Origin of the sequence: Pseudomonas sp. LTR0 (assembly GCF_036630035.1) — a bacterium.
Lineage (GTDB): Bacteria > Pseudomonadota > Gammaproteobacteria > Pseudomonadales > Pseudomonadaceae > Aquipseudomonas > Aquipseudomonas putida_Y.
The window spans coordinates 669,478-685,826 of the sequence record NZ_CP123734.1 but is presented as its reverse complement, the minus strand read 5'-3'; the positions used below and the strand labels follow the sequence as shown (position 1 = coordinate 685,826).

The window sequence follows — 16,349 nt, the reverse complement described above, 5'->3', positions numbered from 1 at the left end:
GACTGAACCAACTCTTTGACACTGTTTTGACATCTACCCGACAAATCGCCACCTAGACTTTCCACCATCAACTGGAGGGCTTTGTGGCTATGTCGCGGTACTGGTTCGGCGTGTGCATTGCGTTGTTGCTGTCAGGTTGCGAAACCACCCACGAGCAGATGGTCAACCACGGTTACCCTCCCGCCTATGCGGATGGCTTCCAGGACGGCTGCAGCAGTGGCCGCCAGGCGGCCGGGCTGATGGTGGGCAACTTCCGCAAAAACGTACCCCGCTACCTGCACGAGCGTCAGTACGAGACCGGCTGGGACGATGGCTTCCGCCAGTGTCATGCCATGCAGAACAGCGAAGAACAGCGCCAATACCACGAGCGTTTCTGGGACCAGCGTGACCGCGAGTGGGAGCAGGAAAAAGACCGCGGCGCTGCCAAGGCCTATCGCCACAACTGAGTCGCAAACGGACATTCCTTTAAACCGGCGGCCTGCCATGATGGTCTCAAGCACAAGGAGGCCTTGCATGAGCCGAGCATTCGTCAACGAAGACCAAGCCGCCGCCCAGGCCGACCAACCGGTTGAGCGGCGCATCAGCGAACAACCCAACTACGTCACCGCCAGCGGCCTGCGCCAGCTGCAAGCCCACTTGGCCGAGCTGAATACCTTGCGCAGCGAACTGCAGGCTCAGGGTGAGCGTGGCGACAAGCAGCAACTGGCCGATACCGAACGCGACCTGCGTTACTTCAACGCACGGGTGCAGAGCGCACAGGTGGTGCCGGCGGCCACTTCTCGCAGCAAGGCGCAGATTGGTAGCCGGGTGCGATTTGTCGATGCGCAGGACCAGGAGCATATTGTACGGCTGGTGGGCGAGGATGAAGCAGATGCCGGGCGGGGCTTGATCAACTGGGGCTCGCCATTGGGGCGTGCCTTGCTGGGCGCGGGGCCTGGAGATGAGGTGGTATGGCGCCGGCCGATGGGCGAGCAAGTAATTGAAGTGCTCGAGATCGAGGGTGAGCCCTGAGGGGGCCGCACAGCGGCCCCAAGAACTTCAGGTCAGACCACGCCTTGCGCCAGCATCGCATCGGCCACTTTCACGAAGCCCGCGATGTTCGCCCCTTTGACGTAGTTGATACGGCCATCAGCCTCTTCACCGTAGTGCACGCATGCATGGTGAATCGACTGCATGATGCTGTGCAGCTTGCTGTCCACTTCACCGGCAGTCCACAGCAGGCGCATGGCGTTCTGCGACATTTCCAGGCCCGACACGGCTACGCCGCCGGCATTGGAGGCCTTGCCTGGGGCATACAGAATGCCGGCGTCCAGGAAGATGTCCACAGCCTCGAGGGTAGTCGGCATGTTGGCGCCTTCGGCCACACAGATGCAGCCGTTACGCAGCAAGGTGCGGGCATCTTCGGCGCCCAGCTCGTTCTGCGTGGCGCATGGCAGGGCGATGTCGCACGGCAGGCTCCACGGGGTCTGGCCCTTGCGGAACTCCAGGCCGAACTGCCCGGCCAGCTCGCTGATACGGCCACGCTTGACGTTTTTCAGCTCCATCAAGGCGTCCCACTGGGCATCGGTCAGGCCGGCCTCGGCATACAAAGTTCCTTCAGAGTCAGACAGCGAGATCACCTTGCCGCCCAGGTCCATGACCTTGCGCGCAGCATATTGGGCGACGTTGCCCGAACCGGACACCGCCACGCGGCGGCCGTCGATACGCTTGTCCTGACGCTTGAGCATTTCTTCGGCGAAGTAAACGCAGCCATAGCCGGTGGCTTCCGGGCGGATCAGGCTGCCGCCATAGGTCATGCCCTTGCCGGTCAGCACCGAGGTGAACTGGTTGGCCAGGCGCTTGTACTGGCCGAACATGAAGCCGATTTCGCGGGCACCCACGCCGATGTCACCGGCCGGTACGTCGCAGTCGGCGCCGATGTGACGATACAGCTCGCTCATGAACGCCTGGCAGAAGCGCATCACTTCGGCGTCGCTCTTGCCTTTGGGGTCAAAGTCCGCGCCGCCCTTGCCGCCGCCCATGGGCAACGAAGTCAGCGAGTTCTTGAACACCTGCTCGAAGGCCAGGAACTTCAGCACGCTGAGGTTCACCGACGGGTGGAAGCGCAGGCCGCCCTTGTACGGGCCAATGGCACTGCTCATCTGAATGCGATAACCGCGGTTGACCTGCACCTTGCCCTGGTCATCGACCCAGGATACGCGGAACAGCAAGGCGCGCTCAGGCTCGACCATGCGCTCGAGGATACCGGACTGCAGGTAGCGGGGGTTGGCTTCAAGGAATGGCCACAGGGTGCGAAGCACCTCTTCTACGGCCTGGTGGAATTCTGGTTGGCCAGGGTCACGCTGCTTTAGGCGTGCAAGAAAATTGTCGACAGATTCGATCATGGTAGACATCTCACCAAGAGGATTGGACTTATTGGTTTTTTCAGGAATGTACCAAGAAGCAATCGCACCGGAACAGGGCGAAATGTCGTTTTTATGAAATTATTTGGTGCGTTTTATGTAAGTGTATACAAAACACGCTCCCGATTACTTGTTTTCAGCCTTCCATCAAGCACAAAAATGGGGCTCCTTAGAGCCCCATTTTTGTGCATCAGAAAACCGGCTTACTGGGCCAGCTTCTTGTGCCGTACACGGTGCGGCTGGGCAGCAGCATCACCCAGACGCTTCTTGCGGTCGGCTTCGTACTCGGTGTAGTTACCCTCGAAGAAGACCACGTTCGAGTCGTCTTCGTACGCCAGGATGTGGGTAGCCACGCGGTCCAGGAACCAACGGTCGTGGGAAATCACGATCGCGGCGCCCGGGAAGTCCAGCAGGGCTTCTTCCAGCGAACGCAGGGTTTCGACGTCAAGGTCGTTGGACGGTTCGTCGAGCAGCAGAACGTTACCGCCTTCCTTCAGGGTCAGGGCCAGGTGCAGGCGGCCACGCTCACCACCGGACAGGTCCTTGACGAACTTCTGCTGATCGCCACCTTTGAAGTTGAAGCGGCCAACGTAGGTACGCGAAGGGATCTCGTAGTTGCCGATGCGGATCTGGTCGGAACCGTCGGAGATCTGCTGGAACACGGTCTTGGCGCCGTCCAGGTCCTCGCGGCTCTGGTCCACACAGGCCAACTGCACGGTTTCACCGATCTCGATGCTGCCCGAGTCCGGCTGCTCCTTGCCCATCAGCATGCGGAACAGGGTCGACTTACCGGCACCGTTACCACCGATCACACCAACGATGGCACCTTTGGGCATGGCGAACGACAGGTTGTCGATCAGCACACGGTCACCGTAGCCCTTGGTGACGTTCTTGAACTCGATAACCTTGTCACCCAGGCGCGGACCGGCCGGGATGTAGATTTCGTTGGTTTCGCTGCGCTTCTGGAATTCCTGCGACTGCATTTCTTCAAAGCGCTGCAGACGGGCCTTGGACTTGGACTGGCGGGCTTTGGCGCCTTTGCGCACCCACTCCAGTTCCTCTTTCATGGCCTTCTCGTGGGCGCTCTGCTGCTTGGATTCCTGCGCCAGACGCTCCGACTTGGCTTCCAGCCAGCCCGAGTAGTTGCCTTCGTACGGAATGCCGGCGCCGCGGTCCAGCTCCAGGATCCAGCCGGCGACGTTGTCGAGGAAGTAACGGTCGTGGGTAATGGCTACCACGGTGCCCGGGAAGTCGTGCAGGAAGCGCTCCAACCAGGCCACCGAGTCGGCGTCCAGGTGGTTGGTCGGTTCGTCGAGCAGCAGCATGTCAGGGGCCGACAGCAGCAGGCGACACAGAGCCACACGGCGCTTTTCACCACCGGACAGGTGTTCGATGCGCGCATCCCAGGCAGGCAGGCGCAGGGCGTCGGCAGCGACGTCCAGCTGGCGCTCCAGGTTGTGGCCATCAGCGGCCTGCAGGATGGCTTCCAGCTTGGCCTGCTCGGCGGCCAGCTTGTCGAAGTCGGCATCCGGCTCGGCGTAGGCCGCGTAGACCTCGTCCAGGCGGGCCTGGGCGTCCTTGATCACGCTGACCGCTTCCTCGACCACTTCACGTACGGTCTTGGTTGGGTCCAGTTGCGGTTCCTGTGGCAGGTAACCCACGTTGATGTCGGGCATCGGACGGGCTTCGCCGTCGAATTCCTTGTCGACGCCCGCCATGATCCGCAGCAGGGTCGATTTACCGGCGCCGTTCAGGCCAAGTACACCAATCTTGGCGCCTGGGAAGAACGACAGGGAAATGTTCTTGAGAATTTCCCGCTTCGGCGGCACGACCTTGCTCAGCCGATGCATGGTGTAGACGTATTGAGCCAAAACCAAGCCCTCTAATCAGATAGGTAAAGACATCGCCGATCGCCCCGGCACGCAGTGGCCAGGGGGATGTGTTTACGGGGTGTCATTGAACAAAGTCGACCATTCTACGCCAACGCGCGGCGTTGCATAGGAGGGGCCGATGGTGGGGTGTGATCAGTGCGGTCACTGGGATGAATTCATTGCCTGTGCCGGCCTCTTCGCGGGCACGCCCGCTCCCACAGCGTCACCACAGAGTCTGAAGAATCCGCGATTCCTGTGGGAGCGGGCGAGCCCGCGAAAGGGCCGGCACAGCAGCAGAAGAGGCTCAGACGTGACGCTGCTTGACCTTGCCCCGCGGCAACCGGCAACGGTCGCCCTGCTCGGCCAGGCGCGCGGCCCAGGCGGACTTCACGCTGAAGCCGCCGCTGCGGGCAGGTTGCTGCTCGGCCACCTTGGCCGGTTTGGCAGGCGCTGTGCTGACCACCTTGGCTGCCGGCTTGGCCGCAGTCACTGTCGGCGTTGGTGGCTCTACTGCCACCTTGGCAGTCTTGCGCAGTTCAGCCAGCGACGGGGCCTTGCTTTTGGCGGCAGCGGCCGCCTCGGGTTTGCCCAGCGAACGCTGGCAAGACTTGCAGGATACGTCCTCGGTCACGGCAGTGCTGACAAGGGTCTGACTGCTGCGCCCGCAGGCGGAATCGAGGCCATTGGAGGAAAAGTGAGTAACCAAAACCGAACATCTCCGATGCGTTGTCATGTGAAGCGGGCGCTATTCTCGCACAGGTTGCAGGGGCTTGCCGAACCACCGGGCAGCCACCACCGGTCAACACGGCTGGCACTTTGCCATAATCCGAGGCATGCTAGCCGGTTTCGGGTATCCGGCCTTATAGTGCGCCTCCGCGGTGCGCAAGCCCGGTGCCGGCACGCGCCGTGCAAGATCATTCCCTGCCATCGCCAGCCCAATCGCAGGATCAACGCTTGACCAACCTTACTCATTCGTCGTCATTGCGTTCCGCACCACAAGCACCCGCCACCATACTGCGCGGGTCGATCAAGGGTGCGCTGGCGCTGCTGGCCCTGATCCTGCTGGGACTGCTGGTGTGGCAACTATTCGCCCAGTTCAAACATACTCAGGCCGACTTGCGCAAACAGAGCCTGGACGCCTCTGCGGAACTGGCCGACCACCTGAGCCTGAACATGGCGCTCAAGGCGCAGCAGGCCGTGAACGTGGTGCAACCCTACCCAGATGCCCCCACCCCTGCCGCCCTGCCCAGCCTGCTCGGCACCCTACGCCAGCGCCTCCCCGCCCTGCAGAGCGCGGCCTGGCTGGACAACACCGGGCAACTGCGCGCCGACAGCCTGGCAGGCAGCCCCGACCGCAAGCTGTTTGATGAGTTGCTTGCACTTAGCCAGGGACGCCCGTACTTCTTCACCAATTCGGCCGACAACCACATCCTGTACCTGCTGCTGCGCCAGGATGCCGCGCAGGGTCACGGCTACTGGCTACTGCGCCTGTCACCGGACTATTACCGCGAGCTCACCCTCCACCTGGAGGGTAGTGGGCACCCGCAGTGGCTGCTGGAGAACAGCCGCAGCGGCGAAGTGCTGCTGCGCAATGTCGCAACCGATACCAGCGACGAGCCGCTGCAAAGCGTGATGCTGGCCTTTATCGAAAACAGCACCTGGCAGCTACACGGCCTGTTCGACGCCAAACTGGCCCGGCAAACGTTGTTGCCGGCGCTGATCGGCAAATGCCTGCTGGTACTGTTCTGCGCCCTGCTGCCGGTACTGGCGCTGATCAACATGCGGCGCCGCCAGCGGGCGCTGCAGGAAGACCGCAGGCGCTATCAGGAAATTTTTGAAGGCACCGGCGTGGCCCTGTGCGTGCTCGACCTGTCCAGCCTGCCCGGTCAGCTCGATCGCTACCACCTGCGCAACCGGGCCGCACTCAAGCACAGCCTGGCGCTGGACCCGAACCTGCGCCGCTCGCTGCTGCTGGAGCTGAAGATCACCGAGGTCAACCAAGTGGCGCGCCAGCTGCTGAACATCGACTGCCACGAAGGGGCCTGGCAGCGGCTGATCGATGGCACTGGCGACAGCCGCGACAGCATTGGCATGCAACTGATCGATGCACTGATCGAACAACGCCCGTTGCTGGAGCTGGAAGTGCGTCTGCCGACACCCCAGGGAGACGAGCTGCACCTGTGGCTGATGGCTCGCCTGCCGCTGCAGCGTCGTGATTACCAGGCGGTGATCCTCAGCATCAGCGATATCACCAGCCGCAAACAGGTGGAGCTGTCGCTACTGGAACGCGAAAGCTTCTGGTCGGACGTGGTACGCACCGTACCCGACCAGTTGTATGTGCAGGATGTGCCCAGCCAACGGATGATCTTCAGCAACCGCCACCTCGGCCAGACCCTGGGCTACGACCGCACCGAGCTGGCACAGATGGGCGACCGCTTCTGGGAGCTGCTGCTGCACCCCGAGGACGCCGCACACTACCAGGCACTGCGCCAGCAACAGCGCGACAGCGGTCATGACCAACCGCTGCACTGCCAGCTGCGCTTCCGCCACCGCGACGGAGGCTGGCGCTGCTACGACATCCGCGAGCAGGTGCTGACCCGCAACGCCGAAGGCCTGGTTACGCGCATCATCGGTGTGGGCAAGGATGTGACCGTTCAGATCGAGGCCAGCCAGTCGCTGCGTGACAGCGAGCAACGCTACCGCATGCTCGCCGAAAGCATCAGCGACGTGATTTTCTCCACCGACAGCCAGCTCAAGCTCAATTATGTCAGCCCCTCGGTAAAGAGCGTGCTGGGCTACCAGGCCGACTGGATCTTCGCCAACGGCTGGCAATCCATCGTCGCCAACCCGGCCCAGCTCACCGGTATCTACAGCCTGATGGAGCGTGTCAGCAAGGCCATGGGCGATCCGGCGCAAATAGCGCAATTGTGCAGCCAGTTACCCACCCAACTGTTCCTGTTCGACTGCCTGCGTGCCGATGGCCGCAAGATCCCGATCGAGCTGCGCCTGGTGCTGGTGTGGGACGATGACCAACGCTTCGAAGGCGTACTTGGGGTGGGCCGCGACATCAGCCAGCAACGCCGCGCCGAGAAAGACCTGCGCATGGCCGCGACCGTATTCGAACATTCCACGTCAGCGATCCTCATCACCGACCCGGCCGGCTATATCGTCCAGGCCAACGAAGCGTTCAGCCGCGTGAGCGGTTACGCCGTCAGTGAAGTGCTCGACCAATTGCCGGGCATGCTCACTGTCGACGAACAGCAGGAAGGCCACCTGCGCTATGTGGTCAAGCAACTGCACCAGCGCGGCAGCTGGGAAGGTGAGGTGTGGCTCAAGCGCCGTGACGGCGACCATTACCCGGCCTGGGTCGGCATCACGGCGGTACTGGACGACGAAGGCGACCTGGCCAGCTACGTGTGCTTCTTCACCGACATCAGCGAACGCAAAGCCAGCGAACAGCGCATCCACCGCCTGGCCTACTACGACGCCCTTACCCACCTGCCCAACCGCACACTGTTCCAGGACCGTTTGTACAATGCCCTGCAGCAGGCCGAGCGGCAGAAGGCCTGGGTTGTGCTGATGTTCCTCGACCTCGACCGCTTCAAACCGATCAACGACTCCCTCGGCCATGCGGCCGGCGACCGCATGCTCAAGGACATGGCCCTGCGCCTGCTGGCCTGCGTGGATGACGATGACACGGTGGCACGCATGGGCGGCGACGAGTTCACCCTGCTGCTGCAGCCGCGCCCCACCCGCGAAATGGCCCTGAACCGCGCCATCCACGTGGCCGAGAACATCCTCGGCAGCCTGGTGCGGCCGTTCGTGCTGGAAAACCGCGAGTTCTTCGTCACCGCCAGCATCGGCATCGCCCTCAGCCCACAGGATGGCAGTGAGCTGAGCCAGCTGATGAAGAACGCCGACACCGCCATGTACCACGCCAAGGAGCGCGGCAAGAACAACTTCCAGTTCTACCAGGCCGAAATGAACGCCAGCGCCCTGGAGCGCCTGGAGCTGGAAAGCGACCTGCGCCATGCCATGGAGCAGAACGAGTTCATCCTCTATTACCAGCCGCAGTTCAGCGGCGACGGCAAGCGCCTGACCGGCGCCGAAGCGCTGCTGCGCTGGCGTCACCCGACCCGCGGTCTGGTGCCGCCGGGCGACTTCATCCCGGTGATCGAGGAACTGGGCCTGGTGGTGGACGTGGGCGATTGGGTGCTGCGCGAGGCCAGCCGCCAGCTCAAGGCCTGGCACAAGGCCAAGGTGCGAGTGCCGAAAGTGTCGGTGAATATTTCGGCGCGGCAGTTCTCCGACGGCCAGCTGGGCACGCGGATTGCCAACATCCTGGATGAAAGCGGCCTGCCGCCGGCATGCCTGGAGCTGGAGTTGACCGAAAGTATCCTGATGCGCGAGGTAAACGAGGCGCTGCAGATTCTTGCCAGCCTGAAGAACCTCGGCCTGAGCATTGCGGTAGACGACTTCGGCACCGGCTACTCGTCGCTCAACTACCTCAAGCAGTTCCCCATCGACGTACTGAAGATCGACCGTACCTTCGTCGACGGCCTGCCCGAAGGCGAGCAGGACGCGCAGATTGCCCGGGCGATCATCGCCATGGCCCACAGCCTCAACCTGGCAGTCATCGCCGAGGGCGTGGAAACCCACGAACAGCTGGAGTTTCTGCGCGAGCATGGTTGCGACGAGGTGCAGGGCTATCTGTTCGGGCGGCCGATGCCGGCGCATCAGTTCGAGGCGCAATTCTCCAACGAGACCTTGTTCATGTTCCACTGACCCGAACGCTGCCTGTTCACAAGGTCCCCGTAGGAGCGGGTTTACCCGCGAACACCGGCGAAGCCGGTGCCATCCACCGCGCCGCCTTCTTCGCGGGTAAACCCGTTCCTACAAGTACGGTGCCGCAACCGAATCCTGCATAAAAAGCGGACCTGCGAGTCAACTCCTGCCCCCGCCCAGCCCAGAAACGGCGCGGGATGCAAGATGAAGCCCATTGGTCCGCGACTTGATGCCACTTCATATGCCAGCCGCGAATCAATCGGTTAGAATGCACACCCAAATTACCCCGATCCTTGAGGACCGCCATGTTCAGCCGTGATTTGACCATTGCCAAGTACGACGCCGAGCTCTTCGAAGCCATGCAGCAAGAAGCTCTGCGCCAGGAAGAGCATATCGAGCTGATCGCTTCGGAAAACTACACCAGCCCGGCAGTCATGGAAGCTCAGGGCTCGGTCCTGACCAACAAGTACGCCGAAGGCTACCCAGGCAAGCGCTACTACGGCGGTTGCGAATACGTCGACGTCGTCGAGCAACTGGCCATCGACCGTGCCAAGGAGCTGTTCGGCGCCGACTACGCCAACGTACAGCCGCACGCTGGCTCCCAGGCCAACGCTGCCGTCTACCTGGCCCTGCTGTCGGCCGGTGACACCATCCTGGGCATGAGCCTGGCACACGGTGGCCACCTGACCCACGGTGCTTCGGTAAGCTCCTCGGGCAAGCTGTACAACGCCATCCAGTACGGCATCGACGGCAATGGCCTGATCGACTACGACGAAGTCGAGCGTCTGGCTGTCGAGCACAAGCCGAAGATGATCGTTGCCGGCTTCTCGGCCTACTCTCAGGTTCTGGACTTCGCCCGCTTCCGCGCCATCGCCGACAAGGTCGGTGCCTACCTGTTCGTCGACATGGCCCACGTTGCCGGCCTGGTTGCCGCTGGCGTGTACCCGAACCCTGTTCCGTTCGCCGACGTGGTCACCACCACCACCCACAAGACCCTGCGCGGCCCGCGCGGCGGCCTGATCCTGGCCCGTGCCAACGCCGACATCGAGAAGAAGCTGAACTCCGCCGTCTTCCCGGGCGCACAGGGCGGCCCGCTGGAGCACGTCATCGCGGCCAAGGCCATCTGCTTCAAGGAAGCCCTGCAGCCAGAGTTCAAGGCTTACCAGCAGCAGGTCGTGAAGAACGCCCAGGCCATGGCCAGCGTGTTCATCGAGCGCGGTTTCGACGTGGTTTCCGGTGGCACCCAGAACCACCTGTTCCTGCTGTCGCTGATCAAGCAGGAAATCTCCGGTAAGGATGCTGACGCCGCCCTGGGCAAAGCTTTCATCACCGTCAACAAGAACTCGGTACCGAACGACCCGCGTTCGCCGTTCGTCACCTCGGGCCTGCGTTTCGGCACCCCAGCCGTTACCACCCGTGGTTTCAAAGAAGCCGAGTGCAAGGAACTGGCGAGCTGGATCTGCGACATCCTGGCCGACCTGAACAACGAAGCGGTGATCGACGCCGTTCGTGAGAAGGTCAAGGCCATCTGCAAGAAGCTGCCGGTTTACGGCAACTGATTGGCGCTTGCCTGAAGTGAAAGAGCCCGGCCCAGTGCCGGGCTTTTTCGTGAACGGACCATGAAACCCGTTCGCAGGCCTGATACACATCCTGTGGGAGCGGGCGTGCCCGCGAAGAAGGCTACGCGGTGGATGGCACCGGCTGCGCCGGTGTTCGCGGGCACGCCCGCTCCCACAGGGAATGATTTCGAGCAGCCACGTGCCATCACGTATTACCCTGTTTGACACCACCAACCACAGGCCACACCTTGACCAGAGAGCAACTCGAAACCCGGCAGATCCCCATCTACTTCGCCGCCGTACTGGCCGCTATCGCCTTCGGCCTGCTGGCCAGCGACACTGCGCGCCAGCTTGAAGCCCTGATCACCCCCGCCATCGCCGTGCTGATGTACGCGATGTTCCTACAAATACCCTTCCTCGACCTGCGCCAGGGCCTGGGTAACCGCCGCTTCATCACGGCCCTGCTACTGGCCAATTTCATTCTCGTTCCGCTGCTTGTCTGGGCCATCACCCGTGGGCTGGTGGAACACCCGGCGATCCTCGTCGGTGCCTTGCTGGTGCTGCTTACGCCCTGCATCGACTACGTGGTGGTGTTCACCCACATTGGCAAAGGCGACTCACGCCTGACCCTGGCCGCAACCCCCCTGTTATTGCTGGCGCAACTGGTGCTGCTGCCGGTGTATCTGGCCCTGATGCTGGGTGGCAGCAGCCAGGTGGCAATCTCCATCACCCCGTTCTTGGAAGCCTTCGTGCTGTTGATCGTTTTGCCGATGGCCCTCGCGGTACTCACCAGCGCCGGTGCCCGGCGCTCGCGCGCAATCGCGACGTGGAACGACGCCTGGGCGTGGTTGCCGGTGCCGGCGATGGCCTTGGTGCTGATGGTGGTGATCGCTTCGCAGATTGTCGTGGTACTGCGTGATTTCGACCGTTTGCTGCCGGTCGTTCCGGTATACATCGGCTTTATGCTGCTGGCGCCGGTGCTCGGTTTCATCTGTGCGCGCCTGCTGCGCCTGCCGGCCAGCGAGGCACGCTCGGTGACGTTCAGCGCAGCCACGCGCAACTCGCTGGTGGTGCTGCCGCTGGCGCTGGCGCTGCCAGAAGAGATGCGCGGGTTGGCAGCGGCAGCCGTGATCACGCAAACCCTGGTAGAGCTGGTCAGCGAACTGATCTATATACGAGCGGTACCACGGTTTGTGCGCTGACCCGTGCCACTCGTCATAGAGAAAAGACTATTCGGGGCACACAGCGAACACCCGCACCTCTTCCAGATAGCCGACCTCGATACGCCGGGCCAGGCTCAACGTCAGCGACTGTTCGCCTCTAGCAAAGCCGCCCGGCCACGTGGGCGCTTAAGCCAGGTTGCGCTTCAGCTCGGCGATATGCTCCGGGCCGATGCCACAGCAACCGCCGACCATGCTGGCACCACGCGCACGCCAGTCCTTGGCCCATGCCAGGTAACCCGGCGGATCGAGGTCTTCGCGCAGTTCGTCCAGGCCATCGTTGGCAGTGGCTTCTTTGGGCTGCGGCGGGAATGCGTTGGCATAGGCACCGATGGCAATCTCGGCGTTGTGTCGCTCGATGACCGAGCGCGCGACATCGATGGCGGCGCCGATCACCTCAGGCTGGCTGCAGTTGAACAACACCGCAGCCACCCCCAGGCTGACTGCGGCTTCGATGGCGTCGGCCACCGGTTCACCGGAGCGCAGGCGCGGTACGTCGTCGACGTCCTCGTCCTGCAGGGTGAAGGACACCCAGAACGGCCTGCCGTCTGCCGGCAAATGGCTATGAATGGCCCGCACTTCGGCCACGGAACTCTGGGTTTCGGCTAGCCACAGGTCAACATGCGGGGCCAGGCCCTGGAGCAACGGGGTCAGCACCTCTGCCACACGCTCGGGCTGGAACAGGTCGGGCCGGTAGGACCCGAACAGCGGCGGCAGCGAACCGGCCACCCGGACCGGGTGCGCGCCGCTATCTGCCGCGTGCCGCGCAAGCTGGCCGGCGATATGGGCCAGCTGTCGCCCTTCGGCGGCAAAGCGTTCTTCACCGATGTGGAACGGCACTACTGCATAGCTGTTGCTGGTGATGACCTGCGCACCCGCATCGATGAAGGCTGCGTGCACGCCCACGACCGCCTCCGGCGCCTCGCTCAGCGCCAGCGCCGACCACTCGGGCTGGCGAAACGGTGCACCGCTGCGCTGCAGCTCTCGGCCCATGCCACCGTCCAGAATTACCATCGTTCGCTCTGCCATATAACTTCTCTGAAGGTTCTTATGAATAAAATTCATTATGGGGATTAGGGTTATAACTATTAAATACCCTATCACCCATTTGCCCAACATATCAGGTATGTACATGCGATTTTCTTCTCTGCTGGGTGCGGGCCTTGTACTGCTCGCAACTGCCACCCAAGCCTTTGCTGGCGCCACGTTGGAGCGGGTTGAATCGCGCAAGGAAATGGTCAACGTGCTGATGGAAAGCTACCCGCCGTTTTCCTTCCTCAATGACCACAACCAGCTCGACGGTTACGACGTGGACGTGGCCAAGGCAGTGGCCGACAAGCTCGGCGTCAAACTGCGCATGGAAACACCGTCCTGGGACGTGATTGCCGCTGGCCGCTGGAGCGGGCGCTATGACATCTGCATTTGCTCGATGACCCCGAGCAAGGCGCGCGCCGAGGTGTTCGACTTCCCTGTGGAGTACTACGCATCGCCCGCCGTGATCGTGGTCAATGCCTCGGATGAGCGCATCCATGGCGCCAAAGACCTGGAAGGCCGCAAGGTGGGTTCGATCAGTGCATCGAGCTACGAAAGCTACCTGAACAAGAACCTGGTCATTGAAGGCAAGGAAGACCAGAAGATCGATTACCCGTTCGACTTCGTGCAGGCTGCGCCCTACGACACTGAAAACGTCGCCTTCCAGGACCTGGGCCTGGGCACTGGCGTGCGCCTGGACGCCATCATTACCAACCTGGTGACCGCGCAGCCGCGCCTGCAGCAGGACAAGCGCTTCAAGCTGGCCGGCGCGCCGCTGTATGAAGAGCCCAACGCGGTGGCCATCGAAAAAGGCGACCCTGAGTGGGATGCCAAGGTACGCCAGGTGTTCGCCGAGCTGAAGGCTGATGGCACCCTGGCCAAGCTGTCGCAGAAATGGATTGGCGCCGACATCAGCAAATGAGCACCTTCCCCCCCTCCCCCAAGCCCGTGGCAAAGCCAGCGGGCGCCGGCCTGTTCGGCTTTCGCACCCGGTTATTGCTGACCTGGCTGGCGCTGTTCGGGCTGTTTGTCGCCTTCTTCCTCAGCTTTGACCTGAAGTTCGCCATCATTCTGGAGAAGTTTCCCAACCTGGCCGGTTTCAAGCTAGGGCCTAATGGTTTTCTGCAAGGCGCCGCACTGACCCTGTTCCTGTGCCTGTGCTCGATGGTGGTATCCGTGCTGCTCGGCTTTGCCGCCGCGCTGGCGCGGTTATCCAACAGCGCGGTGCTGGTGGGTGTGGCCAGCTTCTACACCTCGTTCTTCCGTGGCACGCCGCTGCTGATCCAGATTCTGCTGATCTACCTGGGGCTGCCGCAGGTGGGCCTGGTACCCGGCGCCATCAGCGCCGGCATCATTGCCTTGTCGCTGAACTACGGGGCCTACCTGAGCGAGATCTTCCGCGCCGGCATCCTCGGCGTGGCCCGTGGGCAACGTGAAGCAGCATTGGCACTGGGCATGCGCACACCGCAGATCTTCTGCCACATCATCCTGCCCCAAGCCATGCGGGTGATCATTCCGCCCACCGCCAACCAGTTCATTTCGATGCTCAAGGACTCGTCGCTGATTTCCGTGATGGGGGTTTGGGAGGTGATGTTTCTGGCGCAGTCGTATGGGCGTTCGAGCTATCGCTACCTGGAAATGCTGACCACCGCCGCCGTGATCTACTGGGTGCTGTCGATACTGCTGGAGCTGCTGCAGGCGCGCCTGGAACGGCATTTTGGCAAGGCTTATCAGCGCTGAGGGCTGCACGGCTCGTGCACAACCGACAGGCCTGACCGCGCCCCATGCAGGAGCGGCCAGGCTACGCGTAAGTGAAAATAATCAGCGCGGTGGCCAGCAGGATGTGAATGACCAACAGACTCACCAGCAGTCGTCTCATGCTTGAGGGGAAACGTTTGACTTCATCGAAGTCAATCAACCCCCTGCGCACGAAGAGGCTCGGTATAGCCAGCACCATGGAGATCAACCCCGTACGCATGACCTTGCCCAGAAGGCCTGCATGTTGAAACGTGATTTTGTTGCCGGTCACGAAGCTACAGCGCGTTAGCAACGACTCGTAGTACTCAGTGTATTTATGTGCGATGAAACACTGTACGACCATCGCCAGCATCATGGGTGCAAGAATCAAAATCGCAATTAGCCCAGGCTCAACTTCATTCACTCCGATACTTCCTTGAGATGCTGGCCCGAGCAGCTGGCTTCCAGCAGCTTGCAACTCGCTCTGTCGAGAAACTTGGTGAACGTGAAGTTGGTCAAGGTGGTACGTCCCGATGTTGCACCGCCCATGCCTACCTCTCCTTGGTAATGATGGGTCTGAACCCCAATGAACGGGTGTGACAGGTACGGAGGCAAAGTGTTCCCCCACTGCCCGAGCCGCCACACCCGATGCATGACGCTTCAAGCTCTACAACGCCTTCATCTCTGCAATATCCCGCGCCACCTGGTCGGCAGAGTGGTCGAACATCGCCTGTTCCTGCGCATCCAGCGGCAACTCGATAATCCGCTCAAGCCCCTTCTCTGCCAGCACACAGGGCACACCCATAGCGATATCCGTTCGCCCATACTCGCCCTCGAGAATCGCCACCGCCGGCAAAATACGGTTCCGCCCATTGGCGATCGCATCAACCATCTGTGCAATAGCCACGCCCGGCGCATCGCAGGCGCTCCCCGTCTTCTTCAACCCCAGAATCTCGCCGCCGCCCTTACGGGTGCGCTCGACAATCTGTTCGATCTGCTCATCGGACAAGAAGTGCGACAACGGCACCGAGCCAATCTGGCAGTAGCGCATCAGCGGCACCATGCTGTCGCCATGCCCGCCCAACACCAGCGCCGTGATATCCCGTGCAGAAAACCCAGTTTGCTCAGCGATAAAACACTTCATGCGCGCGGTATCCAGCACCCCCGCCTGCCCAAACACCTTGTCGCGCCCCTGCCCGCTGACGCTCCAGGCGCGGTAGGTGAGCACATCGACCGGGTTGGACACCACCAGCACCGTCGCTGTCGGCGCGTGGTGCTTGATATCCGCCATGATGCTGTCGAGGATTGGCAGGTTGGTACTCAATACATCCTGGCGCGACTGGCCGGGCTTGCGCGGCACGCCCGCCGTGATCACCACCAGCTCGGACCCCTCCAGCATCTCGGCTTTGGCCCCGCCGTGAACATGGGTATCGGACCCTGAATCCACAGCCGCCTGCCAAACGTCCAGCGCCTTGCCCTGCGCCAGTTCACCCTGCACGTCCATCAACACCAGCTCACGGCACAACTCATCCCGGGCGATGATCTGCGCCGCCGCCTCGCCGACCAGGCCGGCACCCACAATCGTTAATTTGTTCACCAGACACCTCCCAGCGGCGCGCGCCACCAGGAACACGCCTGCGTATAGAGAGAAGTATTGCCTGCCGGGGCTAAATGGCCACCCAAGATGATGCGACGACCTTCACTTGACAGTGTTCCACGGCAGCGCAAATACTTTGGTCAGAT

At 62.1% G+C, this 16,349-nt stretch carries 13 protein-coding genes and 1 pseudogene; 7 read left to right on the top strand and 7 right to left on the bottom strand.

Features of this window, described 5'->3' with window-relative positions; translation table 11 throughout:
- Positions 1-89 precede the first annotated feature (89 nt).
- A complete protein-coding gene (locus QCL51_RS03200) occupies positions 90-446 on the top strand; it encodes a lipoprotein (protein ID WP_003247495.1) in 357 nt (118 codons plus the stop codon).
- 67 nt (positions 447-513) lie between these two features.
- Entirely contained in the window at positions 514-1,011 is a 498-nt protein-coding gene (locus tag QCL51_RS03195; protein WP_274119207.1) for a GreA/GreB family elongation factor, read from the top strand.
- Positions 1,012-1,043: 32 nt separating this feature from the next.
- On the opposite strand, the gene gdhA is transcribed toward QCL51_RS03195, so the two are convergent.
- The 3 genes from gdhA to QCL51_RS03180 form a co-directional block, all read right to left on the bottom strand.
- Entirely contained in the window at positions 1,044-2,384 is a 1,341-nt protein-coding gene (gene gdhA / locus QCL51_RS03190) for an NADP-specific glutamate dehydrogenase (protein ID WP_021784174.1), read from the bottom strand.
- Between the two features lie 221 nt (positions 2,385-2,605).
- Positions 2,606-4,273 (bottom strand): energy-dependent translational throttle protein EttA, encoded by a 1,668-nt coding sequence (gene ettA, locus QCL51_RS03185; RefSeq protein WP_003247499.1) that lies wholly within the window; start codon positions 4,271-4,273, stop codon positions 2,606-2,608.
- A gap of 304 nt (positions 4,274-4,577) precedes the next feature.
- Positions 4,578-4,979, bottom strand: a complete 402-nt coding sequence (locus QCL51_RS03180; protein ID WP_103443465.1) for a hypothetical protein — start codon at positions 4,977-4,979, stop codon at positions 4,578-4,580.
- A gap of 248 nt (positions 4,980-5,227) precedes the next feature.
- Between QCL51_RS03180 and QCL51_RS03175 the strand changes: the two genes are divergently transcribed.
- From QCL51_RS03175 to QCL51_RS03165, 3 genes are all read left to right on the top strand, one after another.
- The gene (locus QCL51_RS03175) at positions 5,228-9,058 is read left to right on the top strand and encodes an EAL domain-containing protein (RefSeq protein WP_338444597.1); all 3,831 of its coding nucleotides are present in this window, start codon (positions 5,228-5,230) and stop codon (positions 9,056-9,058) included.
- Between the two features lie 305 nt (positions 9,059-9,363).
- Positions 9,364-10,617 carry a serine hydroxymethyltransferase gene (gene glyA, locus QCL51_RS03170; RefSeq protein ID WP_014589625.1) on the top strand — a complete coding sequence of 418 codons (1,254 nt, stop codon included), beginning with the start codon at positions 9,364-9,366 and terminating at the stop codon, positions 10,615-10,617.
- Between the two features lie 248 nt (positions 10,618-10,865).
- Positions 10,866-11,819 (top strand): bile acid:sodium symporter, encoded by a 954-nt coding sequence (locus tag QCL51_RS03165; RefSeq protein ID WP_274101938.1) that lies wholly within the window; start codon positions 10,866-10,868, stop codon positions 11,817-11,819.
- 147 nt (positions 11,820-11,966) lie between these two features.
- Here the strand turns inward: QCL51_RS03165 and QCL51_RS03160 are convergent, their stop codons facing one another.
- Entirely contained in the window at positions 11,967-12,851 is an 885-nt protein-coding gene (locus tag QCL51_RS03160) for a homocysteine S-methyltransferase family protein (protein WP_177342687.1), read from the bottom strand.
- A 118-nt stretch (positions 12,852-12,969) separates the two neighbouring features.
- On the opposite strand from QCL51_RS03160, the gene QCL51_RS03155 reads away from it, so the two are divergent.
- Both QCL51_RS03155 and QCL51_RS03150 read left to right on the top strand, forming a co-directional pair.
- Positions 12,970-13,791 (top strand): ABC transporter substrate-binding protein, encoded by an 822-nt coding sequence (locus QCL51_RS03155; protein WP_279935462.1) that lies wholly within the window; start codon positions 12,970-12,972, stop codon positions 13,789-13,791.
- A complete protein-coding gene (locus QCL51_RS03150; protein WP_003247513.1) occupies positions 13,788-14,609 on the top strand; it encodes an amino acid ABC transporter permease in 822 nt (273 codons plus the stop codon). Before QCL51_RS03155 ends, QCL51_RS03150 begins: the two co-directional genes overlap by 4 nt.
- A gap of 61 nt (positions 14,610-14,670) precedes the next feature.
- Here the strand turns inward: QCL51_RS03150 and QCL51_RS03145 are convergent, their stop codons facing one another.
- The 3 genes and pseudogenes from QCL51_RS03145 to QCL51_RS03135 all read right to left on the bottom strand — a co-directional run bounded on the left by QCL51_RS03145 (position 14,671) and on the right by QCL51_RS03135 (position 16,203).
- Complete coding sequence (locus tag QCL51_RS03145; protein WP_020191670.1) at positions 14,671-15,030, bottom strand: hypothetical protein; 360 nt, start codon at positions 15,028-15,030, stop codon at positions 14,671-14,673.
- A 5-nt stretch (positions 15,031-15,035) separates the two neighbouring features.
- Positions 15,036-15,152 (bottom strand): annotated as a pseudogene (locus tag QCL51_RS03140) (type VI secretion system tube protein Hcp); the annotation flags it as partial.
- A gap of 121 nt (positions 15,153-15,273) precedes the next feature.
- Positions 15,274-16,203: a malate dehydrogenase gene (locus QCL51_RS03135; protein ID WP_103463287.1), complete on the bottom strand. Its 930-nt coding sequence runs from the start codon at positions 16,201-16,203 to the stop codon at positions 15,274-15,276.
- Positions 16,204-16,349 lie beyond the last annotated feature (146 nt).